19 protein-coding genes are annotated in these 22,850 nt (G+C 68.5%); 4 read left to right on the top strand and 15 right to left on the bottom strand.

The window, feature by feature from the left end:
• Window positions 1–105: 105 nt before the first annotated feature.
• From AC1DW0_RS18950 to AC1DW0_RS18930, 5 genes are all read right to left on the bottom strand, one after another.
• Window positions 106–996 (bottom strand): amino acid ABC transporter substrate-binding protein, encoded by an 891-nt coding sequence (locus AC1DW0_RS18950; protein ID WP_457352282.1) that lies wholly within the window; start codon window positions 994–996, stop codon window positions 106–108.
• Between the two features lie 100 nt (window positions 997–1,096).
• Window positions 1,097–2,203 carry a GGDEF domain-containing protein gene (locus AC1DW0_RS18945; RefSeq protein ID WP_477947355.1) on the bottom strand — a complete coding sequence of 369 codons (1,107 nt, stop codon included), beginning with the start codon at window positions 2,201–2,203 and terminating at the stop codon, window positions 1,097–1,099.
• Complete coding sequence (locus AC1DW0_RS18940) at window positions 2,200–3,108, bottom strand: pseudouridine synthase (RefSeq protein WP_457352278.1); 909 nt, start codon at window positions 3,106–3,108, stop codon at window positions 2,200–2,202. The genes AC1DW0_RS18945 and AC1DW0_RS18940 overlap by 4 nt, the downstream gene beginning before the upstream one ends.
• Window positions 3,109–3,111: 3 nt before the next feature.
• Window positions 3,112–4,110 carry a TIGR02285 family protein gene (locus AC1DW0_RS18935; protein ID WP_457352276.1) on the bottom strand — a complete coding sequence of 333 codons (999 nt, stop codon included), beginning with the start codon at window positions 4,108–4,110 and terminating at the stop codon, window positions 3,112–3,114.
• Window positions 4,111–4,262: 152 nt separating this feature from the next.
• Window positions 4,263–5,564, bottom strand: coding sequence for a UDP-N-acetylglucosamine 1-carboxyvinyltransferase (locus AC1DW0_RS18930; protein WP_056200595.1), 1,302 nt, complete (start codon window positions 5,562–5,564; stop codon window positions 4,263–4,265).
• 241 nt (window positions 5,565–5,805) lie between these two features.
• On the opposite strand from AC1DW0_RS18930, the gene AC1DW0_RS18925 reads away from it, so the two are divergent.
• Window positions 5,806–7,716 (top strand): TOL_0244 family TonB-dependent receptor, encoded by a 1,911-nt coding sequence (locus AC1DW0_RS18925; RefSeq protein WP_457319868.1) that lies wholly within the window; start codon window positions 5,806–5,808, stop codon window positions 7,714–7,716.
• Entirely contained in the window at window positions 7,704–8,252 is a 549-nt protein-coding gene (locus AC1DW0_RS18920; RefSeq protein ID WP_477947352.1) for a TOL_0243 family YfiR-like periplasmic protein, read from the top strand. Before AC1DW0_RS18925 ends, AC1DW0_RS18920 begins: the two co-directional genes overlap by 13 nt.
• Before the next feature lie 11 nt (window positions 8,253–8,263).
• On the opposite strand, the gene trhO is transcribed toward AC1DW0_RS18920, so the two are convergent.
• Together trhO and AC1DW0_RS18910 are read right to left on the bottom strand one after the other, a co-directional pair.
• Complete coding sequence (trhO, locus tag AC1DW0_RS18915; RefSeq protein ID WP_457352272.1) at window positions 8,264–9,049, bottom strand: oxygen-dependent tRNA uridine(34) hydroxylase TrhO; 786 nt, start codon at window positions 9,047–9,049, stop codon at window positions 8,264–8,266.
• Window positions 9,050–9,082: 33 nt separating this feature from the next.
• Entirely contained in the window at window positions 9,083–9,448 is a 366-nt protein-coding gene (locus tag AC1DW0_RS18910; protein WP_457319865.1) for a VOC family protein, read from the bottom strand.
• An 88-nt stretch (window positions 9,449–9,536) separates the two neighbouring features.
• On the opposite strand from AC1DW0_RS18910, the gene AC1DW0_RS18905 reads away from it, so the two are divergent.
• Window positions 9,537–9,845 (top strand): helix-turn-helix domain-containing protein, encoded by a 309-nt coding sequence (locus tag AC1DW0_RS18905; RefSeq protein WP_056200609.1) that lies wholly within the window; start codon window positions 9,537–9,539, stop codon window positions 9,843–9,845.
• Between the two features lie 29 nt (window positions 9,846–9,874).
• Window positions 9,875–10,711: an archaetidylserine decarboxylase gene (gene asd, locus AC1DW0_RS18900; protein WP_457352270.1), complete on the top strand. Its 837-nt coding sequence runs from the start codon at window positions 9,875–9,877 to the stop codon at window positions 10,709–10,711.
• On the opposite strand, the gene AC1DW0_RS18895 is transcribed toward asd, so the two are convergent.
• The 8 genes from AC1DW0_RS18895 to AC1DW0_RS18860 form a co-directional block, all read right to left on the bottom strand.
• Window positions 10,653–12,950 (bottom strand): putative bifunctional diguanylate cyclase/phosphodiesterase, encoded by a 2,298-nt coding sequence (locus AC1DW0_RS18895; RefSeq protein WP_477947349.1) that lies wholly within the window; start codon window positions 12,948–12,950, stop codon window positions 10,653–10,655. The two genes, asd and AC1DW0_RS18895, sit on opposite strands and share 59 nt — an antisense overlap.
• A 100-nt stretch (window positions 12,951–13,050) precedes the next feature.
• Window positions 13,051–14,454 (bottom strand): glycoside hydrolase family 30 protein, encoded by a 1,404-nt coding sequence (locus AC1DW0_RS18890; protein ID WP_457352266.1) that lies wholly within the window; start codon window positions 14,452–14,454, stop codon window positions 13,051–13,053.
• Between the two features lie 7 nt (window positions 14,455–14,461).
• Window positions 14,462–15,517 (bottom strand): ABC transporter ATP-binding protein, encoded by a 1,056-nt coding sequence (locus AC1DW0_RS18885; protein WP_457352264.1) that lies wholly within the window; start codon window positions 15,515–15,517, stop codon window positions 14,462–14,464.
• A complete protein-coding gene (locus tag AC1DW0_RS18880; RefSeq protein ID WP_457319855.1) occupies window positions 15,514–16,368 on the bottom strand; it encodes a carbohydrate ABC transporter permease in 855 nt (284 codons plus the stop codon). Before AC1DW0_RS18880 ends, AC1DW0_RS18885 begins: the two co-directional genes overlap by 4 nt.
• Window positions 16,365–17,243, bottom strand: a complete 879-nt coding sequence (locus AC1DW0_RS18875; RefSeq protein ID WP_457352262.1) for a carbohydrate ABC transporter permease — start codon at window positions 17,241–17,243, stop codon at window positions 16,365–16,367. The genes AC1DW0_RS18880 and AC1DW0_RS18875 overlap by 4 nt, the downstream gene beginning before the upstream one ends.
• Window positions 17,244–17,245: 2 nt before the next feature.
• Entirely contained in the window at window positions 17,246–18,478 is a 1,233-nt protein-coding gene (locus AC1DW0_RS18870) for an ABC transporter substrate-binding protein (protein ID WP_457352260.1), read from the bottom strand.
• 133 nt (window positions 18,479–18,611) lie between these two features.
• Window positions 18,612–19,976, bottom strand: coding sequence for a GH1 family beta-glucosidase (locus tag AC1DW0_RS18865; RefSeq protein ID WP_457352258.1), 1,365 nt, complete (start codon window positions 19,974–19,976; stop codon window positions 18,612–18,614).
• Between the two features lie 60 nt (window positions 19,977–20,036).
• A complete protein-coding gene (locus AC1DW0_RS18860; protein WP_157281853.1) occupies window positions 20,037–22,784 on the bottom strand; it encodes a TonB-dependent receptor in 2,748 nt (915 codons plus the stop codon).
• Window positions 22,785–22,850: the final 66 nt, after the last annotated feature.

The following is a 22,850-nucleotide window of genomic DNA, read 5'->3' as shown; positions in this document are numbered from 1 at the left end:
ACTGCGGAACAAATTGTCACGGCCGCAGCGCGCCCTGTGCGGGCTGTTGTCTCGGGGTTTGTCAGGGGTCGCGACGCCTCGAGAAACCCAGGTGGCTTCGCTCCCTCAGTAGGGCACCTGATCCGACGGGTACTTCCAGAAGTCCTTGAGCAGGTAATTCATCGGCAGGTTCAGCGCCTTGTTCTTGGGCGGAATCGGCTTCATGAACCAGCGCTCGTAGATGGCGTGCGCCTCATGGCTGGTGATGAGGCGCTTCATCTCGTCGTCAACGATGGCCTTGAGCTCCGGGTCGTTCTTGGGCAGCACGATGGCCAGAGGCTCGATGGTCAGGAACTTGCCGACGACGCTGAACTTGGCCGCATCGGGCCGCGCCGAGACGATGCCGTAGAGCAGCACGTCGTCCATGACGAAGCCATCCGCCTGGCCGGCGGCCAGCATCTCCATGGCCTTGGCGTGGTCGGGGGCTTCGATGATGTTGATGTGCAGGGCGCGCTCGTTGTTGGCCTGGGTGATGGACTTCAACGGCGTCGTGCCCTTGGTGGAGACCAGCGTCTTGCCGTCGAACTGGGCCAGCTCAGCAATGCCGCTGTCAGCCCTGACGAGGTAGCGCGCACCGGTGATGTAGTGCGGCACCGTGAAGGCGACCTTCTCGCGGCGCTCGGCGTTGTTGGTCGTCGAGCCGCATTCCATGTCGGCCTTGCCGTCGGCCACCATCTGGATGCGGTTGGCCGGCGTCACCAGCAGGAACTGCGGGTTCAGCGTGCTCATCTTCAGCTTCTTGCGCACGCCTTCGGCAAGCTTGAGGCAGAGATCCACCGCATAGCCGACCGGCCGGCCATCGGGCAGCAGATAGCTGAAAGGCACGGACGACTCGCGATGCGCCAGCACGATGCGACCGCTGGCCTGGATGCGCTCCAGCGCCGGGCCGGCTTCGGCCGTGGCAGCAGCGCCGAGGCCGGCGGCGAGGGCGAGGAGGAGCGGCGACAGGGTTTTCATGGCCGAGCCATTGTGATCCAGACCCCTGGAATTGAGCCATGCGAAGTTGGTGTCGGTTGATGCTTGCGGCCCCCGGCCCAACAAGCCGCGGCGGCATCGTTCACGATGCGGCGGCAGTGGCGGCGCCAATATCCTCTGTCACCGTGCGGTTGCGCCCCGCCCGCTTCGCTTCGTAGAGCGCCTTGTCCGCCGCGGCCAGCAGGTCGGTGAAGCTCGTGGCGCTGGCCGGCAGCATGGCCAGGCCGACCGATAGCGTCGCGCCGACGGTGCCACCATCGGGCGTCACGAAGGGCGCCTCCTGCACCATCAGGCGGATGCGCTCCGCCACCTCGCAGGCACCCGTCAGGTCGGTGCGTGGCAGCAACACGATGAACTCCTCGCCGCCGTAGCGCGCCGCCAGATCGCCGGTGCGCAGCGAACGCAGGATCAGCCCGCCAACCTGGCGCAGCACCTCATCGCCGACCGGATGGCCGTGGCCGTCGTTGATGGCCTTGAAGTGGTCGATGTCCAGGAACAGGCAGGCCAGCGGGTATCGATGGCGCACGGCCTGGCTGAACTCGATGAGGCTGCGGTGGTCGAAGTAGCGGCGGTTGTGCACGCCGGTGAGGCCGTCCGTCATGCCGGCGCGGCGCAGGCGCTCGCGGTTGAGCATGCTCTCGATGGCTATTGCCGCGATGGCCGACAGGCGGTCGAGGAACTTGGTGCCCGAGGCGGCGTCGTAGCGTTCGGGGTCGCGCGAGCCCAGGTGCAGGCTGCCGATCAAGAGGCCCTGGCGGATCAGCGGCAGCAGGGCCGCGGAACGCACGCCGGCTTGCATGTCGAAGGCCTTGGCGAGCAGCGCCTCGTCCGGGCCCGGGCCCGGGCCGATGAGGCGGGCCGTGCGCGCGGCGCCGAACAGGTCCTTCAGCGGGCCATGGCTGTCCAGCAGCCGCGGCGCCTTGATCATGGGCAGGGCCGGCAGGGCGCGGCGCAGCTCTTCCTCGGGGTCCAGAAGCCAAAGCTCGGCGGCGTCCAGGCCGAAATCGTCGCGGCAGTCGACCAGCAGCAGGTTGACCAACTCCTCCATCGAACTCACCGCGATGAGGCGGCGCTCCAGCGCGTCGAAGCGATCCAGCTTGCGCTCATTGGCCTTGGCGGCGTCAAGCAGGGACTGCAGCTGGCGGCGCAGTTCCTGGACCTGGGCTTGGGGATTGGGCGGCGCGTTCATTCGGGCGCGATTGTGAGGGCCGCGCGTTCGAAGCTCCGCGGCTGGCCTGTAACGGGGTCCATGAATGCAATCGCCCGCGCCACCAGCTGCAGCGGCGCGTCAAAGCGCGGCGGGTTCTCGTGAGGCTGCAGCACGGGGTAGATGCGATCGCCGACGAGCGGCAGACCCAGGGCATTCATCTGCACGCGCAGCTGATGCCGCAGGCCCGTGCGCGGGCGCAGCTCGTAGCGGGCCAGGCCGCCGGGGAGAGCCTCGACCAGGTCCACCCAGGTTTCGGCATTGGGCTCGCCGTCAACGACCTGCATCTGCATGAAGGCCTCCGTGTCGGGCTCCACGAGGCGGTGGCGCACGACGCGCGGCCAGGGGCCGGGGCCGAGCGGCGCAATGGCGTCGTAGACCTTGGCGACGGCGCGGTCGCGGAACAGGCGGTGGTAGGCGTCGCGCTCGTCACGGCGGAGGTTGAAGACGACGAGGCCCGCCGTTTCGCGGTCCAGCCGATGCACGGGATTGAGGTCCGCCAGGCCGGTGGCGTGGCGCAGACGTGCCATCAGCGTCTGCCGAGCGTAGATGCCGCTGGGCGTCACCGGCAGGAAATGCGGCTTGTCGGCGACAAGGAGGTGCTCGTCCTGGAAGACGATGCGCTCGCCGGCCGGAATGTCGGGCTCGACGTCCAGGTGGCGCCAGTAGTAGACGCGCCGATCGCCACGGTAGGGCGAGTCGACGACCGCGTGGCCGACGTCGTCCACCACGTCGCCGCGCGCGAGGCGTTCCGGCCAGTCGACCACGCGCGGCAGGCGCTCGGCGAGGAAGGCGGCCATGGAGCCCCAGGGCCCGGCGGGACAGAACACGGCACTTGCCGCGACGCCTTCGCGCAGCGGCAGGACCGGCTTGGGCGGTCTCGCCACGGCCTATTCGATGCGCGGCCCGCCGCGGGCGCGTTCGTCCATGTAGGCGTTCAGCCGCTTCATGTCCTGGGGCTCGGCACGGTTGCCGCGCCATTGACGCACCCAGGCCTCGCGGTTGGGCTCCCGGGCGAGCTTGCGCACCGCGGCGTCGATGGCCTCGATATGCCGCCTGCCCTGCGGCGTGCGGCTGCAGGAGACCGTGGCCAGCAACGTGCTCAGGCCCTCGGCCACCGGCAGCGCCACCAGGGCGCCGGGGTCGCCGACGCGGGCCAGGTATTCCTTGACGACGCTGGGGTACTCCAGCGTGTAGTCCATGCGACCGGCGCGCAGCATGTCCAGCAGCTGGGTGCTGAGCTGGGCGCCGACAGCCAGCCGTGGCACGACCTGGTGTGACAGCAGGCTGTCGATCTGCGCGCCGAAGGCGCGGTCCCGTGCCAGCAGCAGGCGCAGGTCCTGGCGCTTGAGCAGGTCGGCCAGCACGAGGCGGCCGTCCCCGGGCCGGGCCTGGGACAGCTCGGCCAGCCGCTGGCGCGGCACGATGACATGGATCTCGCGCGAGATCAGCGGCGGGTAGAGGTGCGAGAAATAGAGCCACTGCAGGCGCTCGGGCGTGCGCACATGCAGGGTCGAGCACAGGGTCTCGCCGCGGCGGCTCTCGGCCTCATAGCGGGCGGTGCTGGCCTCGACGAACTCATGCCGGAACTCGGGCATGCGCGCCAGCAGCACGCGCATGAAGCCGTCCACCTCGCCGTGGCCCAGCTCGGCCACGCTGCGCGGCGGCTGGCCCTGCACGAAGCTGAAGTGCGGCGGCACATCCTGCGCCACCCAGCGGATGGTGTCGGCGGGCGACGCAACAGAGGACGCTGCCGCGGCCGTGAAAACCAGTGCGGCTACCGCCAACGCCCCACGCACTTCAGCGACCCCGTTTTTCGGGCCGAGCGCTGGGCCGCTCCCGAGCCGGCCCGCCATGGCGATGTGCTTGCGGCTCAATGCCGCAAGCATCGCCGTCCCCCAGGGGGCTGAGGCTGGACACATGGCGCCCAGTGGGCGGCATGTGCCTGCCGAAGGGCTGCGGGCTTGCCCGCTGCGCGGTCGGCAAGACCGACCGGGCGCGCCCGCGTACAGCGCGGCGCGACTGGGCGAGGGGCTCCATTTCAATCTCCCTCGACCCACTCCATGCGCGCCCCGAGTTCGCCGATGTGCTCGACGAAATTGGGGTGGGCGCGGCGGATCGGCGTCGCGTTCTTGATCACGCTCTTGCCGGGAATGCTGGCCGCCACCATCAGCAGCGCAATGGCGACGCGGATGATGTAGGGGCTCTCGACCTCGGCCGGGCTCAGCGGCTTGCCGCCGAAGGTGATCATGCGGTGCGGGTCGCTCAGGAAGGCGTGGGCGCCGAACTTGGCCAGCTCGCTGGTCCAGCCCATGGCGCCGTCATAGACCTTGTTCCAGAACATCACGCTGCCTTCGGCCTTGACGCCCAGGGCCACGAAGATGGGCAGCAGGTCCACCGGCACATAGGGCCAGGGCGCGGCTTCCACCTTCTGCAGGATGTTGCGGGTGAAGGGCTCCTTCACCTTCAGCGGGCCATTGGTCACGCAGCGGCTCCAGCCGTCCTCGTGGACGATCTGCACGCCGAACTTGGCGAAGGTGCGGTCCAGCAGCGGGAACATCTCCGGCGCGCCGTTCTTGACCTGCACGTTGCCGCCGGTGATGGCGCCCAGGGCCAGGAAGGTGACGATCTCGTGGAAGTCTTCGGTGAAGGTGTAGTCGGCGCCGCCCAGCTCCTGCACGCCGGTGATCTTCAGCTTGGACGTGCCATGGCCCTCGATCTTTGCGCCCAGCAGCGACATGAAGTTGCAGAACTCCTGCACATGCGGCTCGCTGGCGGCATTGGTCAGCGTGGACACGCCGTCGGCCAGTGCCGCGCACAGCACGAAGTTCTCGGTCGTCGTGACGGAGGCGTAGTCGGTCCAGTGATGGTTGGCCGTCAGCGGGCGGTGCACGCGCAGCACCAGGCCGTCGGGCAGGCGCTGGACCTGGGCGCCGAAGCGCTCGAACACCTCGACGTGCGGATCGATCTCGCGTGCACCCAGCGTGCAGCCCTTGACGTCGTCCTCGATGCGGGCGGCGCCGAAGCGGGCCATCAGGCCCGGCACCAGCATGATGGAGGAGCGCATCTCCTCGGGCAGGCGGTCGGTGGCCGGGTCGAAATGGGTGTCGCGGTGGTGGACGTCGAGGATGCCGGTCTTGAAATCCAGCTCGACCTGCGAGCCGAGCTTGCGGAAGACCTCGACGATCTTCTTGACGTCGGTGATCTCGGGCACACCGCGCAGGCGCACCGGCTGCTTGGTCAGCAGCGTGGCGCAGAGGATGGGCAGGACGGCGTTTTTGTTCGCCGAGGGAATGATGCGGCCCGAGAGGGGCGTGCCGCCGTGGACGATCAGATGAGACATCGAATGAGGGGATTTCGGTGCGCGCAAGCGGCGCGCGGTGGCATTGTCGGCGTTTGCGGCGCGGCGCATCCGCCGCCGCCCGGAAGCTTTGTTCCGAACTGGGGGAATCAATCTTCCGCCGCGGGGTCCGGTCGCGGGTCTATCCAGCGGCGCCGACGACGCCGCATCCAGCGGACAGCGTTGTTATGCTGGCGCGACCAGTCCGGGTCATTTCAGACCTCCGACGACAGGGAGGTGATCCGTGCGCCAGCCAACTGACGAGGACAAGCCTCGCCCCACCCGCCGCCGAGCCGGCGGCAGCGCCGTGCTGCTGGCGCTGCTGGCCGCCCCCGCAACGGCGCAGGACCTGAGCGATCTGTCGCTGGAGCAGCTGTCCAACATCGAAATCAGCTCGGTGTCGCGGCGTATCGAGAAGCTGGCGCAGGTGCCGGCTTCGCTGTACGTGATCAGCGCCGAGGCGATACGCCGCTCAGGCGCGCGCAGCCTGCCCGAGGCGCTGCTGCTGGCGCCCAACCTGCAGGTCGCGCGGCTCAACGCCAACCAGTACGCCATCAGCGCCCGGGGCTTCAACGACTCGGTGGGCAACAAGCTGCTGGTGCTGATCGACGGCCGCACGGTCTACGCGCCCTATTTCTCGGGTGTGCAATGGGACCAGCAGGACGTGCTGCTGGACGACGTCGCCCGCATCGAGGTCATCAGCGGCCCGGGCGGCAGCGTCTGGGGCACGAACGCGGTCAATGGGGTGATCAACATCATCCGCCGGCCGGCCGCGGACACGGGGCTGCTGCTGCGCGCCGACGCCGGCACCGACGAGCGCTCGGCCGCGCTGCGCCTCGGCGGCAAGCTGCCGCTGCAAGGCGACTGGCGCGCCTACGCCAAGCTGCTGCAGCGCGATGCCACCGAGACCGAAGCCGGCGTGGCCGTGACGGACAAGTCGCGACGCTGGCAACTGGGCTGGCGCGCCGACTGGCTGAGCGGCGAGGACGGGCTGACCGTGCAGGGCGACGTCTACCGCGGCGATACGGCAGACCGCCTGAGTGGCACACGCAACCTCGGCGGCGTCAGCACGTCGGGGCAGAACCTGCTGGCGCGCTGGACTGGCCGGCTGGACGGCGGCTCGCGGCTGCGCCTGCAGGCCTACTACGACCATGTGCGGCGCGAGGACACGATCCTGTACAGCCCGCGCTTCACGGTGCTGGACCTGGAGGCGCAGCACAGCTTGGCCTGGGGCGCGCACCAGATCGACTGGGGCGGCGGCTGGCGGAGCTCGCGCGACCACATCGCGCCGGGGCTGGTGTTCGGCTTCGTGCCCGAAAGCGCGCGGCAGCAATGGCACAACCTGTTCGTGCAGGACGAGCTGACCCTGGCGGACGGCTGGCGGCTGACGGCGGGCACGAAGTTCGAGCACAACGACTACACCGGCTGGGAGACGCTGCCGTCGCTGCGCCTGGCCTGGTCGCCGTCGGCGCGCTGGCAGTGGTGGGCCTCGCTGTCGCGCGCGGTGCGCGCGCCGGCCCGGCTGGACCGCGACCTGCGCCTGCCGCCCAAGCCGCCCTTCATCATCGCGGGCGGGGCCGACTTCGTGTCGGAGGTCGCGCGCGTGGTCGAGCTGGGCCACCGCGGCCAGCCGAGCAGCACGCTGAGCTATGCGCTGACGCTGTACCAGCATGACTGGCAGAAGCTGCGCAGCGGCCAGCCGCCGCCCAACGCCGTGGTGCAGAACATGATCGCCGGCAACAGCTGGGGCCTGGAAGCCTGGGCGCACTGGCAGCCGCTGCCCTGGCTGCGCTGGAGTGCCGGCTTCAATGCCCTGCAACAAGATCTGGCCGTGCAGCCGGGCAGCCGCGACCCGGTGGGGCCGTCCGCGCTGGGCAACGACCCGCCGCGGCAATGGCAGCTGCGCGCCACGCTGCAGCCGGCGGATCGCCATGAGCTGGACGTGGCGCTGCGCCATGTCGCCGCGCTGCCGAAGCCGGCCGTGCCCGCCTACACGGTGCTGGACTTCAACTACGGCTGGCGCGCCACCCCCACGCTGGCGCTGACGCTGGGCGGCCGCAACCTGCTGCATGGCCGCCATGCCGAGGCCAATGCTGCGCCGGGCCGCAGCGTCTTCGGGCCCGAGGCCTACGCGCAACTGCGGTGGACCCCGTGACACCGGCGCGGCGCAGGCCGCTGCTGGCCTTCGCGCTGGGCTTGCTGACGGCCGGCATGAGCCATGCACAGACCGACGATGCCGGCGGCGAGGTGCGCATCAAGGCCGAGTTCCTCTACAAATTCACGGCCTACGTGGACTGGCCCGATGGTGCGCTGGGCACGGCCGATGCGCCCTTTGTCATCGGCGTGCAGGGCTCGGAAGCCATGCTCGGCGAGCTGAGCCAGACCCTGCAGGGGCGCACGGTGCAGGCGCGGCCGGTGCAGGTGCGGCGCGTGCGCGCGGCCGATGCCGACCCGGCCGTGCACCTGCTATTCCTGGCTCAGGGCGAGACGGCCAGCGCACGGCGCGGGCTGCTGCTGGTCAGCGAGGGCGCTTCCGGCGAGGCCTCGCCGCGCGCCGGCGCCATTCAGTTTCTGGTCGTTGGCGGGCGCGTGCGTTTCGATGTGCTGCTTGACGGCGCGGAACGCGCTGGCCTTCGCATGAGCTCACGGTTGCTGTCCGTCGCTCACAAGGTGCATGCGGCGGCGCGCTGAAGCTGCGGACGTCAGTCCTCGGGATCCAGCCGCCGCGCCCGCGCCAGCCGCCAGGCGTCGGCCGGGTCGCTGAAGACTTGCTCGGCCGTCGTGCCCGTCTCGCGGCCGGCGGCATCGATGGCGATGCGCTTGTCGAAGACGTAGCACTCGCCCTGCCAATCGGCTGCGGCGTCGGGAAAGGCTTCGAGGAAGCCCAGGATGCCGCCGTCGAGCTGCGCGACCTTCAGACCCTGGGCCTGCATCCACGCTGCTGTCTTCTCGCAGCGGATGCCACCGGTGCAGTACATCGCGACCGTCTTGCCCTGCCATTCGTCGCGGTGTGCCTCGACATAGGCCGGGAAGTCGCGGAAGTGGGCCACGCCGGGGTCGATGGCGCCGCGGAAGCGCCCCAGCTTGAACTCGAAGGTGTTGCGGTTGTCGAGGACGACGGTGTCGGGGTCGGCCAGCAGTTCGCGAAAGCGCTGTGGGCTGACATGGGTGCCGGTGTCCTCGCCGCTGACACCGGGAATGCCGAAGGCGACGATCTCGCGCTTGACGGAGACCTTGAGCAGACTGAAGGGCAAGCGCTCGCAGGCGTTGTGCTTGCAGTGCAGGCCGGCGAAACCCGGCTGCTGCTGGAGCAGCGCTTCAAAAGCTGCCACCACCTCGGCCGGGCCAGCCACCGCGGCGCTCAGGCCTTCCCCGGCCACCAGGATGACGCCGCCCAGACCGGCGGCGGCCTCGCGCAGCCAGGCGGCGAAGGCGGTGGGGTCGGCGACCGGCGTGAAACGGTAGAAGGAGCTGTGGACCAGGGGCATCGGCGCGGATTGTCGCGCCCGGCTGCCGGGGCCTCAGCTGGAGGACAGCACGAAGACGTTGCCTTCGGAGTCCTTGAACTTGGCGAACGTCCCCCAGGGCTGGGCCGTCGGCGGCGCGACGAACTCGACGCCGCGCTGCTGCAGCTGCCGGCAGGTCGCCTCGACGTCGTCGCAGGCGATGGCGCCGTTGAAGAAGGTGCCGATGCGATCCTCGTGGCCTTCGGGCGTGAACAGCACGACGCGCGTGGCCGAGTGGCCGACGCGCAGCTCGATCCAGCGCTTGCCCGGGCCCATGGGCTGGTCGGTAGCAACGGCGAAGCCGAGCTGGTCGCGGTAGAAGGCCAGCGCGCGGGCCGGGTCGGCGACGGGAACGCCGATGAATTTGACGTGGGTGATCATGGTGGCGGCTCGAAGCTGTTGGACGTGGCGCCCATTCTGGAAGCGCCCGGGCGGATCGCGTCCGATGGCTGCTATAGCATTGATCGCTATGCACAAACCGATCGCCCACCAGATCGACGCCTATGTCGTCGACACGCTGATGGCCGACCTCTGCGGCCATGACCGGCGGCCCTCGGCCTTTCTCGTCTACCTCTGCCTGGCCTGCGAGGCCCAGCGACGCCGCGCGGAAGCCGTGCCGCTGAGCCTGCAGGAGATCGCCACGCGCACCGGCCTGGCCAAGTCGACCGTGCAGACCGCCATCCGCCACCTGAAGCGCCGCGGCCTGCTGGACGCCGATCAGGTCGCGACGACGGCGGCCCCGCTGCGCCGGGTCGTCATGCCGTGGCGCGACTCCTAGAATCCTCGACCGCAATTCGGCCCCTTCCCATGTCCGACCGCCTCAAAGTCCTGCCCCAATACCTGATGCCCAAGCAGGCGATGACACGCCTGGCCGGGCATTACGCGTCCAAGCCGCTGGGTGGCGTGACGACCTCGGTCATCCGCCGCTTTGTCGGGCGCTACGGCGTCAACATGGCCGAGGCGGCCGAGCCCGACATCACGGCCTACAAGACCTTCAACGACTTCTTCACCCGGGCGCTGAAACCCGGCGCGCGGCCGCTGGCCGATGCTTCGCTGATCTGCCCGGTGGACGGCTCGATCAGCCAGGTGGGCCGCATCCAGGGCGACCAGATCTTCCAGGCCAAGGGACAGGCCTTCACGACGACGGCCCTGGTCGGCGGCGACGCGCAGCTCGCGGCGCGGTTCAAGGACGGCCTGTTCGCCAACCTTTACCTCAGCCCCAAGGACTACCACCGCATCCACATGCCGGCCGCCGGGCGGCTGGTGCGCATGGTGCATGTGCCGGGCGAGCTGTTCTCGGTGAACCCGACGACGGCGCGCGGCGTGCCGGGGCTGTTTGCGCGCAACGAGCGCGTCGTCTGCGTGTTCGATGACGACACCTTGGGTCGCTGGGTGCTGGTGCTGGTCGGCGCCACCATCGTCGGCAGCATGGCCACGGTCTGGCATGGCGTCATCAACCGCGCCGGCCCGGTACGCGAGTGGGACTACACACCTGGACAAGCGACGCTGGCTCAGGGCGACGAGATGGGCCGCTTCCTGCTCGGCTCCACGGTCGTCATGCTGTTCGAGAACAGCGGCCTGCAGTTCAACCCGGCGTGGCAACCGGGAGGCTCGGTCCGGATGGGTGAGCTGATGGCGAGCTGAGAAGCGCCGCAGCTGCAGCGGGCGCCAGGGGCTTGGCCAACAGCCAGCCCTGCAGATGTGTGCAGCCCAAGGCCTCGACCTCGGCGGCCTGCGCCTCGGTCTCGACGCCTTCCGCCACGATGGCCAGGCCCAGCGCCTGGGCCAGCACGCAGGCCGCGCGCACGACGGCGCCGGCGGACGGCTCGGGCAGCGGGTCGATCATGCTGCGATCAAGCTTGAGTGTGGTGATGGGCAGGCGGCGCAGCAGGGTCAGCGAGCTCTGACCGGTGCCGAAGTCGTCGAACGCGACGCCCACACCGGCGTCGCGCAGCCGGGCAAGCTGGGGCAGCACACGGTCCATGTGCGTCATCGCGGCGGTCTCGGTGATCTCGACCTCAATCAGCGTCGGCGCCAAGCCATGCGCGCGCACCAGGTCCAGCACCCAATCGGCAAAGCCGGTGTCCTCGAACTGCAGCGGCGACACATTCACGGCCACCGGCATCACGGCCAGGCCCTGCTGCTGCCAGGCACGCAGTTGCTGGGCCGCCTGGCGCAGGATCAGCGCGCCGAGCGGCACGATCTGGCCGGTGCGCTCGGCGGCGGGAATGAAGTCCGCCGGGCTGACGCGCCCGCGCCCGGGGCGCTGCCAGCGCACCAGGGCCTCGAAGCCCGCCAGGCGGCGCGTGCCGGCCTCGAATTTCGGCTGGTAGTCGAGCTGGAACTCCTCGCGCTCGATGGCCGCGGCCAGGGCCTGTTCGATCTCCAGCAGGCCGCCCGCCGCTGCCGACATGCCGGGCCGAAAGGCAACGACGGCCGCGCCGGCCTGCTGCTTGGCCTGGTGCATGGCCACATCGGCCGCACGCAGCAGGGCCGCGCCGTCCCGGCCATGGGCGGGAAAAAGCGCGATGCCGACCGACAGGTGCACATACAAGGCCCGGTGGGCAACGGCAAAGGGCGCGTTCATCAGCGCCAGCAGGCGCTGGCCAACCAGCAGGGCGCCCGCGTCGTCATCGACGCCGGGCTGCAGCAGCAGGAACTGGTCTTCGCCCAGTCGTGCCAGCAGGGCCTCGGGCGGCAGGGCCTCGCGCAGGCGTGTCGCGATGGCCTGCAGCAGCGCGTCGCCGGTCTCGTGGCCCAGGCTTTCGTTGACGAGCTGGAAGCGGTCCAGGTCGGCCGACAGCAGCGCGAATCCCGGGCTGCCGGGCACCGTCAGCTCGGCCAGGCGGGCCAGGGCGGCGTGGCGGTTGGGCAGGTCGGTCAGCTCGTCATGCAGGGCCTGGCGGCGCAGCGCCTCGATGGCGCGCTGGCGCGCGGTGTCGTCCAGCATCAGCACCAGCAGGGCCGGCCCACCCTCCCATTCGATATAGCTGGAGCTGCCACGCAGATAGACGGCCTGGCCATCGCTGCGGTAGCGCTCGCCCTCCCAGGCGATCTGGCCGCTGCGCTCCTGCAGCAGGCGTTGGTAGCGGGCGCGCGCGGCCTCGATGTCGGAAGTGGCGATCAGCGGGCCGATGGGGCCGATGTCCTCCACGCGGTCGAAACCGAACATGGCCAGCGCCGCCGGGTTGGCATAGACGGCCCGCGACTCGCGCACGACAAGCAGACCCTGCATGGACTGCTCGTAGAGCTGGCGCAGCTGCGAATTGACTCGCTGCGTCTCGTGATGGGCGCGGCGCACCGACAGCAGGATCAGCGCCATGGCCAGCACGGCCTGCACATAGGTACCGAGGATGTGGGTGATGGGAGAGCGGGCCAACGGGTCCAGCAGCGGGCCGCTGAGGTGCACCAGGCCGGAGGCCGCAAAGCAGCCGGCGACGAAGCGCTCGCCGGTCGCCCCATCCCGCCACAGCCAGGCGGCGGCCAGCCAGGCGCCGGCGGTCAGGATCAGGGCAGCGGCAACGACGGCATGGCGCTGCTGCACCAGTGCCAGCGCCAGGATGAAGCCGAGCAGGGACGCGAACAGCGGCGCGTTGCGCCGCCAGCGCCAGAGCCGGCCGCGGTAGCGCGCCGCGCCAGCCAGTTGCAGAGACAGCGAGGCGATGACGGCGGCCGTCGCCACGGTGGCCTGGAGCTTGTAGTGCACGGACTCCGGGTCCGGCGGCACGAGGGCGATGCCCAGCGTGAGGCCCACGGCGAGCAGGACATGGCTCCAGCCCCAGTCGCTGATGTGGGGATGACCAGGCTCCAGCCGCGCCAGCACCAGCAGCGCCACGCCAAGCAGGGCGATCAAGCTGGTGCTGATCAGCAGGGATCCCGTCATCGGCCCATCCTAGCCAGGATGGGCCGCGCCACGTGACATCAGTCACGCGCCGAGTCGTTAGAACTCAGGACGGATGTCACGCGCGGCCAGCGCCCAGCGGTCACCAGGTGAAGGTCACGACGCCGCTGGCCGGCAGCTCGTAGCTGAAGCGCCGGCCCGGCGCCTGCACCGTGAAGCGGCGGGGCGCGCCGGCGGAGTTGCTGACGATCAGCGCCGTGCTGCCATCCGGGTTCGTGAACGCGACGTGGTCCAGGCCCGTCTTCTTGCCCTCGCCGCCTTCCGAGTCGATGCGCCGTGCGCCCTGCTGCACGAAACGACTGGCGTGGCCGAAGGCGTAGTACTCGATGTTGCGCGTGACCTTGCCGGTCTTGGGGTCGATGGTGACGACGCCACGGCAGTCCTTGCAACCGCCCAGGTGCGGGCCGTATTGCGGGTCCAGCGCCAGGTTCCACATCAGCACGCCACGTGCGCCGTGGCGGGTGCTGCCGATGATGAGGTTGCGCGTGATCCAGGGCAGTGTCTCGGCCCACTGCGGCTTCCATTCGCCGCCGGAACACTCGGTGAACCAGACGTCCAGCTCCGGGAAGTGCTGGGCCACCTGCGACTGCGCGGACACATCGCCCGCATAGCAATGCCAGGCCACGCCCGACACATATTGGCGCGCCGTGGCATCGGACAGCATGGACAGCGGGCTCCACGGCTCGTCCCAGTTGTGATCCCACTCCAGGATCTGCGTCTTCAGGCCTTGGGCTTTGAGCAACGGGCCGAGGTGCTGGCCGACGACGGTCGCGCGCGTGGCCGGCGTCATGCGCATGCCGGGGTAGTCGGGCGGCTCGAAGTGCGGCTCGTTCTGCAGCGTCAGCGCAAAGATGGGCACGCCCTCGGCGCGCATGCTCTCGACGTAGCGCACCATGTAGCGGGCAAAGGCGCCGTAGAACTCGGGCTTGAGCTGCCCCTGCACGAGGCTGTCGGTCGTCTTCATCCAGCCCGGCGCGCTCCATGGCGAGGCCATCACCTGCAGCTTGGGATTGAGCGCCAGGGCCTGCTTGACGGCGGGGATGACGTCGGCGCGTTCGGTGTTGAGAGAGAAGTTCTTCAGCTCGGGGTCGGTCTGGCCCGGCGGCATGTCGTCGAGACTGTAGTGGCGGCGCGAGAAGTCCGATGCGCCGATCGTGAGCCGAGTCAACTCGAAGCCCAGGCCCTTACCGTCATTCCCCTCCCGCGTGAACAGCTCGCGCATCAGCGCGTCGCGCTGGGGCTCGCTCATGCCGTGGCGGATCAGCCAGGCCGAGCCCTCGGTGATGGCTGCTCCGAAGCCGGCGATGCGCTGGTGCTGGCGCTTCGGGTCGATGCGGATCACGGCATCGGCCTTGTTGGCGGACTTGCTCACTTCGCTTGGCGCCAGCAACTGCTGCTGGTCGGCGGTCGTCAGAAAAGCCCGCACAGGTTCGGCGTTAGCAACGCTGGCGAGCGCGGCTGTCAGGGCGAGCAGAAGGATCTTCATGGCGGTTTCAGCTCAGGCGTTGTTCACTGGCGGCGTCGAAAACACTGAGCGCCGACTCGTCGATGTCGAAGGCCAGCTCGTCGCCGGCCAAGATGCGGCGGCCGTCGTGCACCAGGACCGAGAAGCCCTGCTCGCCCAGCTTCATCCAGACGACCTGGTGGTTGCCCATGGGCTCGACCAATTGCACCGTCGCGCGCCAGCGGCCATCCGACTGCAGGCGCACGTGCTCGGGCCGCACGCCGAGCACGAGGCTCTGGCCGGCCTTCGCACGCCCCTCAGCCAGCCGCAGAGGCAGCGCGCCTTCAAGCGAGCGGCCGTCGGCACCGACCTGGGCCGGCACCATGTTGATGGCGGGCGAACCGAGGAAGCCGGCGACGAAGAGATTGGCCGGGCGCTCGTAGACCTCGCCGGGCGTGCCGATCTGCTGGATGACGCCGCTCTTCATGACGACGATGCGCGAGGCCAGCGTCATGGCCTCGACCTGGTCGTGGGTCACGTAGATCATCGTGTTGCCCAGCGTCTGGTGCAGCAGCTTCAATTCGCGGCGCAGCTCGGCGCGAAGCTTGGCGTCGAGGTTGGACAGCGGCTCGTCGAACAGGAAGACGCCGGCCTCGCGCACCAGCGCCCGGCCGATGGCGACGCGCTGGCGCTGGCCGCCGGACAGCTGAGCCGGCTTGCGGCTAAGAAGCGGCGTCAGCTGCAGCATGTCGGCCGCGCGCTTCACGCGGCGCTCGATCTCGGCCTTGGGAATGCCGGCCACGCGCGGGCCGAAGGACATGTTGCGCTCCACCGTCATCGTCGGGTACAGCGCATAGCTCTGGAAGACCATGCCGATGCCGCGCTCGGAGGGCTCAGCGTCGGTCATGTCCTGGCCGCCGATGTGGATGCTGCCTGCGCTCACGTCGATGAGGCCGGCGATGCTGTGCAGCAGCGTCGACTTGCCGCAGCCCGAAGGGCCGAGCAGCACGAGGAATTCGCCCTCGACGACCTGGAGGTCCAGGTTCTTGATGACCTCGTTGTGGCCGAACTTGATGCTCAGACCTTGGATGTTCACGCCACTCATTTGACTGCGCCCGCTGCAATGCCGCGCACGAACCAGCGGCCGGAAATCAGATAGACCAACAGGGGCACGGCGGACGTCAGGATCGTCGCGGCCATGTTGAGGTTGTAGAGACGCTCACCCGTCGTCGTGTTGATGACGTTGTTGAGCTGCACCGTCATCGGCTGGTTCTCGCGGCCGGCGAAGGTCAGGCCGAGGATGTAGTCGTTCCACACGCCGGTGATCTGCATGATGGCCGCGACGATCAGCATCGGCGTGGACATCGGCAGCACCAGCTGCGCGAAGATGCGCCAGAAGCCGCCGCCATCCACGCGCGCCGCCTTGAACAGCTCGGTCGGCAGGCTGGCGTAGTAGTTGCGGAACAGCAGCGTCATGATGGGCATGGCGAACACCAGGTGCACGGCGACGATGCCGGGCAGGCTGCTGTAGATGCCGATGGCCGCTTCCAGCTTGACGAGCGGATAGATCATCACCTGGATGGGGATGAAGGCGCCCATCATCAGCACGCCGAACAGCCACTGGCCGCCCTTGGGCTTCCACCAGGAGAGCGCATAGCCGTTGATGGCACCCAGCAGGATGGGCAGGATGACCGACGGCACCGTGATGGCCACCGAGCTCCAGAAGCCGCCGCGAATGCCTTCGCAGCTGACGCCCGTGCAGGCTTCGCTCCAGGCGGCACGCCAGGCGCCCAGCGAGGGCGCCGACGGCAGCGCGAAGATCTGGCCGAGGCGGATCTCCTCCATGCTTTTGAACGAGGTCGTCAGCATCACGTACAGCGGCAGCAGGAAGAAGGCCGCGGCGAAGAGCAGGAAGGCGTAGACGCCGATGCGGGCCCAATGCTTGGTGCGCTTCATGCGTGGCCTCCCTTCGCGGCCTGGCGGCTGCGCACGTAGGCGAGCGGCGCGACCAAGGCGAGGACCGTGAGCAGCAACACCACAGCACCCGCCGAAGCCAGCGCCAGGTTGGCGCGGCCGAACAGGTGGTCCATGATGAACTTGGCCGGCACGTCGCTGGCCGTGCCGGGGCCGCCCTGGGTCATCGCGACGACGGTGTCGAAGACCTTGACGACGCCGGTGGCCAGCAGCGTGAAGACGGTCGCCAGCGTCGGGCCCATCATGGGCAACACGACGGACAGATACACGCGCCAGGTCGGAATGCCGTCCAGCCGCGCCGCCTTCCAGATCTCCTCGTCGATGCCGCGCAGGCCGGCGAGCATCAGCGCCATCACCAGCCCCGCACCCTGCCAGGTGCCGGCGATGACGACGGTGTAGATGACCATGTCCTGGTCAACGATCCAGTCGAAGCTGAAATCCTTCCAGCCCATCTGCTGCATCGCGTTCTGCAGGCCGCTGTCGGGGTTGAGCACCCATTGCCAGACCAGGCCGGTCGCGACGAAGGACATCGCATACGGGTACAGGAAGGCGGTGCGCAGCACGCCCTCGCCGCGCACCTTCTGGTCGATGAAGACGGCCAGCAGAAAGCCCAGCAGCATGGCCGCGACGATGTAGAGCACACCGTAGACGGCGAGGTTGTGGATGGCGAGCTGCCAGCGATCGTTGTCGAGCAGGCGTTCGAACTGCTGCAGGCCGACGAAGTCGTCCTTGGGGAAGGTGCGCGAGCTGGACACGGAGGTGCGCAGCGTCCACAGCACCGTGCCGACATAGCCGACGAGAACGATGACGGCCAGGGGCAGCAGCGCGCCCCAGGCCGCGAGGGAACGGCGTTTCATCGTCAGGACTTCAGCGCGTTGACGATGTCCTTCTGGACCTTCTCGACCGGAATGTTGCGGTTCCAGTAGCTCGTCAGCACGTCCTGCAGGGCGCCGTTCTGGTCGGGCGTGATGTAGATCTCGCCGTTGCCGAGCTGGCGCGACTTGTCCTTCATCGCGGCCACGCCCATCTGGGCGCACATGTCCATCTGGCTGACGTCGACGTCGGTGCGGATGGGGATGGAGCCCTTCTTCATGCTGAAGGCGACTTGCGTGGCGGGCTGGGTGATGACGCTGGCCAGCAGCTGCTGGGCCTTGACCTGGTCGGGCTTGTCGGTCTTGGGGAAGACCATCACGTCGCCCTGGATGATGTAGGGCGCCTTGGGGCCGAAGCCTGGGGCGCAGCCGTAGTCCTTGCCGGCCTCCTGCTTGGCCTGGGCGAACTCGCCCTTGGCCCAGTCGCCCATGATCTGCACGCCGCCGCGGCCGCTGATGAGCATGGCGGTGGCGTCGTTCCAGTTGCGGCCGGGCGAGCCCTTGTCGGTGTAGCCCTGCAGCTTCTTGTAGGCCAGCAGCACCTTCTTGAAGTCCTCGCCCAGGATGGCCTTGGGGTCGCGGTCGCGGAAGATCTTGAGATACAGGTCGCGGCCGCCGTAGTGGGCCAGCACGGCCGTGAAGACGATGCCGTCCTGCCAGGGCTGGCCGCCATGGGCCAGCGGCACAAGGCCGGCGGCCTTGAGCTTGTCCAGCGCCCCAAACAGCTCATCGAAGTTCTTGGGCTCTTCCGCGATGCCGGCCTTCTTGAAGGCGGCCTTGGAGAACCAGAACCAGGTCATGTTGTGGATGTTGACCGGCGCGGCGTAGTAGTGGCCGTTGACGCGGATGGCGCTCAGCACGGTCTCGGGCAGGAACTTGTCCCAGCCGTCGCGCTGGGCCACCGCGTCGACGTTGTTCAGCAGGCCCTGGTCGACGATGTCGCGGAACTGCTGGGTGGTGTTGAACTGGGCGGCCGTGGGCGGGTTGCCGCCGGCGATGCGGTTGATGGCGACCGAGCGAGCCTGCTCGCCCAGGGCGACAGCCGTGTCGACCCAGATGCCGCCCTGGGCCTTGTAGGCCTCGGCCAGGGTCTTGGCGGCGGCGGATTCGCCGCCCGAGGTCCACCAATGGATGACCTCGGCTTTCAGGGGTTCAGCGGCGTTGGAAGCGGTTGCAGCCAGCAGCGCAACCGCGGCCAGGGCGTGGCGGGGGAACTTCATCTTGTCTCCGGATCTTTGAGGGCGGCGAGGCGCAGTTTGCCCCGGCGCGGCTTGGCGCGCCTGAGGGAGGACCCTGTAATATTTCATTTAGAAACCGCCTGTACCCTTTAAATAAGGGGCGACATGCCGTTAATTATTCGTTCAGGAACTGGCCGTACCAGAGGCCGCTGTCCTTCAGCGTGCGCTTCTGGGTGGCGTAGTCGACATAGGCGATGCCGAAGCGGCGCAGATAGCCCTCGGCCCATTCGAAGTTGTCCAGCAGGCTCCAGGCGAAGTAGCCCTTGACCGGCACGCCGGCGTCCAGCGCCTGCTTGACCGCACTCAGATGGCGCTGCAGATAGGACAGGCGTTCGGCATCGTGCACATGGCCGTCGGGCGTCAGCACATCTTCGAAAGTGGACCCGTTCTCGGTCAGCTGGATGACGGCCGGGTTGTAGTCGCGCTGGATGCGGGTCAACAGGTCCACCAGCCCCTGTGGCGAGATCTCCCAGCCGAAGCCGGTGCGTTCGACGCCCTCGCGCTCCACCAGGCTGGCACGCATCGGGCCACCGGCCGGATCGGCCTTGACCATCTCGGGGAAGTAGTAGTTGACGCCGAGGAAGTCGGTCGCGGTGGCTATTGCCGCCAGGTCGCCGGCCTCCACCTTGGGCGCGGCATTTCCGGATGACGCGAGCAGCGCCAGCGTGTCTTCGGGATAGCCGCGGCCGAACAGCGGGTCGAGGAACCAGCGGTTGCGCAGGCCATCGTGGCGTTTCAGCGCGGCGGCGTCCTCGGCGCTATCGGATGCGGCGGTGATGGGGTGCAGGCTGAGCGTGATGCCGACTTGGGCGCCGGCCGAGTTCTTGCGGATCAGCGGGATGGCCTGGCCATGCGACAACAGCACGTGGTGGCAGGCCTGCATCGCATCGGCCAGGCTCTTGCCGCCGGGCGCATGCACGCCCTCCCAGTAGCCCATCATGCAGGAGCACCAGGGTTCGTTGTGCGTGATCCAGTGCTTGACACGGTCGCCCAGGCGGCGCGTGACGATGTCGGTGTATTCGAGGAAGGCGCCGACCGTGTCGCGCGAGAGCCAGCCGCCTTGCTCCTGCAGCGGCTGCGGCAGGTCCCAGTGGTAGAGCGTGGCCCAGGGGTCCAGGCCGCGCTCCAGCATGCCGTCCACCAGCCGGTCGTAGAAGGCCAGGCCCGCTTCGTTCACGGCGCCCCGCCCTGCAGTTCCGTTTGGAAGAATGCGCGGCCAGGCGATGGAGAAGCGGTAGGCGTTGACGCCCAGAGCCTTCGCCATGTCCAGGTCCTGCGGGAACAGGTGGTAATGGTCGCAGGCCACCAGCGCGTTGGAGCCGTCGCGGATGCGGCCGGGCTCGCTGCAGAAGCGGTCCCAGATGGACTCGCCCTTGCCGTCCTCGCGGCCGGCGCCCTCGATCTGGAAGGATGAGGTGGACACGCCCCAGCGGAAGTCGGCGGGGAAGTCTTGGCGTTTCGGGGCGGTGTGGGAGCTCATGCTTCGAATGGGAGGCGCCGGCAGCGCGGCCGGCGCGGGTTCAGGGAACTGGGAAATCGATCAGAACTTGTACGTGCCGCCGATCAGGAACTGGCGGCCATAGGACGTGTATCGCTCAGGCAAGGTAGCGTTGGGATCGACGGAACCGGTGGAGACACCGACGCGGGTGCGATAGGGCTCGTCACGCAGATTGTTGACCTGCAGCGTCAGCGACAGACCCTTGAAGAGGCCCGATTCGAACGCGTAGCCGATCTGCGCGTCGATGATGGTTTCACTGGAGATCATGCTCGGCACGTTCTCGCCAAAGGTGCCGCGCACCGTCGTCACGAAGGGCGAGCGATGGCGGCTGCCGATGCGCGCCGAGATACCGTCGCGTTCGTAATAGACGGTGAAGTTGGTCGCCTTGCCCGACAGACCATCCAAAGGTTTGCTGACGTCATTGCCCTCGTGCAGCGAGCTGCGCGTGTCCGAGTAGCTCAGGCTCACACCGATGCCATCCAGCGCGGGGCTGATCAGGCCGCCGTCCAGCGAGCCACTCAGCTCGGTGCCGGCGATCATCCCGCCGCCGCCGTTGGACTGGGTAGTCAACGTGCCGATGTTGCTGTAGGGCGTGAAGGCCGTCGGGTTGGGAAAGCCGGTGAAGTCGAAGTCGATGGACTGCGAGTAGACGAAGTTCTTGATGTTCTTGTGGAAGACCGCGGCCGCCACATAGCTGCGCTTGCTGAAGTAGTGCTCCACGGACAGGTCCACCGCGTCGGCGCGCCAGGGCTCCAGCTTGGGGTTGCCGCCATTGGCCGACCACAGATGCGGCTCGGTCGTGCTGACGCTGATGCCCGCGAAGCCGGCGCGCATGTCCTCCATGTTCGGCCGCGCCAGCACCTTGGCCAGGCCGAAGCGCACGATGGTGTTGGCAGTCACGTCGGCAGCGATGTTGAGGCTGGGCAGCGTGTCGGTGTAGCTGGTGCCGCCGGTGGCAGGTTCGGTCGCGTTGGTCTTGCCGTTCCAGAACAGGCCGTCGCTCCACTGCTTGGCATGCACGACGCGCAGGCCCAAGCTGCCGTGGATGGGCACGCCCCAGTCGAACTCGAAGCCGAGCTTGGCGTGGGCGGCCGTGACCTTCTCGTGCACCTGCCAGATACGGCCCGGTGCCTGGTCGGCCGAGGTGGGCACCACGTCGTACAAGCTCAGCGCGCTCGGCAGGTCGAAATTGACCATGCGGATATTGCTGCCGGCAAAGCCCAGGTCGGTCGGCGAGCGCAGCAGCGCGGACGGAATCAGCATCGGCGCGCGGCCGTTCTTGAGGTTGTAGTTCACCTCGGTGCGGTTCATGTCCTTGTCGCGCTCGGAGTAGTCCAGCCCGCCCTCGATGTTGCTGAGCCAGCTGTCGAAGTTGCGGCCCGCCGTCAGCTTGAGCGCCTTGATCTGGTCGCGCACCTTGGGAAACTGGCTGCGGCCGTCGCGGCCCCAGTTGGCGGGGTCGGTCAGGTAGACGCTCTTGCCGTCGCCGAAGTCGAAGGTCGGCGCGAAGGTGGAGCGACCGTCGCCGGTGACGATGTTGGCCTGCCCCAGGCTGACACGGCTCAGCGAGCCCGCCTGCACTTCCGCGTTCTGCTCGTCGCGCTTGGCCTTGGACCAGCTCAGGTCCCCCACCAGCTTCCAGTCAGCCAGCTTCAGCTCGTTGTTCCAGCCGATGGCGCGGATGTCGTCCTGGCGCTTGTTGAAGGTCGTCAGCGCCACCGGCGTGGTGTTGTTGACGATGCCACTGGTGACGATCTTGTCGCCGTTGACCACCGTCGTCTGCGCATTGCTCCAGGTCGCACCCGACCAGGTCGACATGTCGGACATCACCGTGCGGCGCGCCTCGGTCTGGTCGAACTTGGAGTAGTAGAGGTCCAGCGTGCTGTGGAAATCGGCATTGGGCTTGTACTCGAGCACGCCCATCAGGCCGTCACGCTTCTGGCGCGACGAGGCGGCACCCAACTCGAAGCCCTGCAGCGCGACGGCGTCCGTGGGCACGCCGGGCAGTGGTGCGCCCCAGTTGTTGGTGTTGGCCCACCACCAGCTCTTGTAGTGCTTTTCCTGGTTGGGCGAGTCCAGGTGCGCAAAGCCGACGGCCGCGCCCCAGGTGCGGTCGGCCGACTGCGTCACATACGAGGCGCTCAGGCGGTTGCCGGTGCCGGAGATCTCGGGGTTCAGCGAGCCGTTGGAGTTGCGTTCCACGCGAGCGCCGACGACACCGCGCGAGGTCGCGAAGTCCAGCGGGCGCAGCGTCTTCATGTTGACCGTGCCCGACAGGCCTTGCGCCGACAGGCTGGCGTCCGGCGTCTTGTAGACCGTGGCGGCGTTGATCAGCTCCGACGGGAACTGGTCGTACTCCACCGAGCGGTTGTCGCCCGTGGAGACGATCTCGCGGCCGTTCAGCAGCGTCACGCCATAGCGCGGCGCCATGCCGCGGATGCTGATGACGGACGAGCGCCCGGCCACGCGCTGAGCCGTCAGGCCGGGCAGGCGCGAGATCGCGTCGGCGATGGACACGTCGGGCAGCTTGCCAATGTCCTCGGCCGAGACGGATTCGACGATGGCATCGGCGTTGCGCTTGGTGCTGATCGAGGATTCCAGGCTGGCGCGAAAGCCGGTGACCGTCACGGTGTCGAGCTTCTGCTCGCCCGCCGGCGCGGTCTGGGCCAGTGCCAGCGCCGATGCGCCCAGCAGGCCGACGCAGACGGCAATGGGCGTGAGGCGATTGCGCCGCTGGGGCGAAGTTGGGGCGATGGTGCGCACTGCCGCACGCTGAGCTTGCTTGAGCATTTCTTTCGTCTCCTGGTTCGTCTTGTTCGCTGCTCGGCCGGCTTTTTGGGTGGCGATGCCTCCGCG

Source organism: Roseateles sp. P4_D2 (assembly GCF_056401875.1).
Note: the sequence above shows the minus strand (reverse complement) of the source record. Positions and strands in the feature narration are given on the sequence as shown.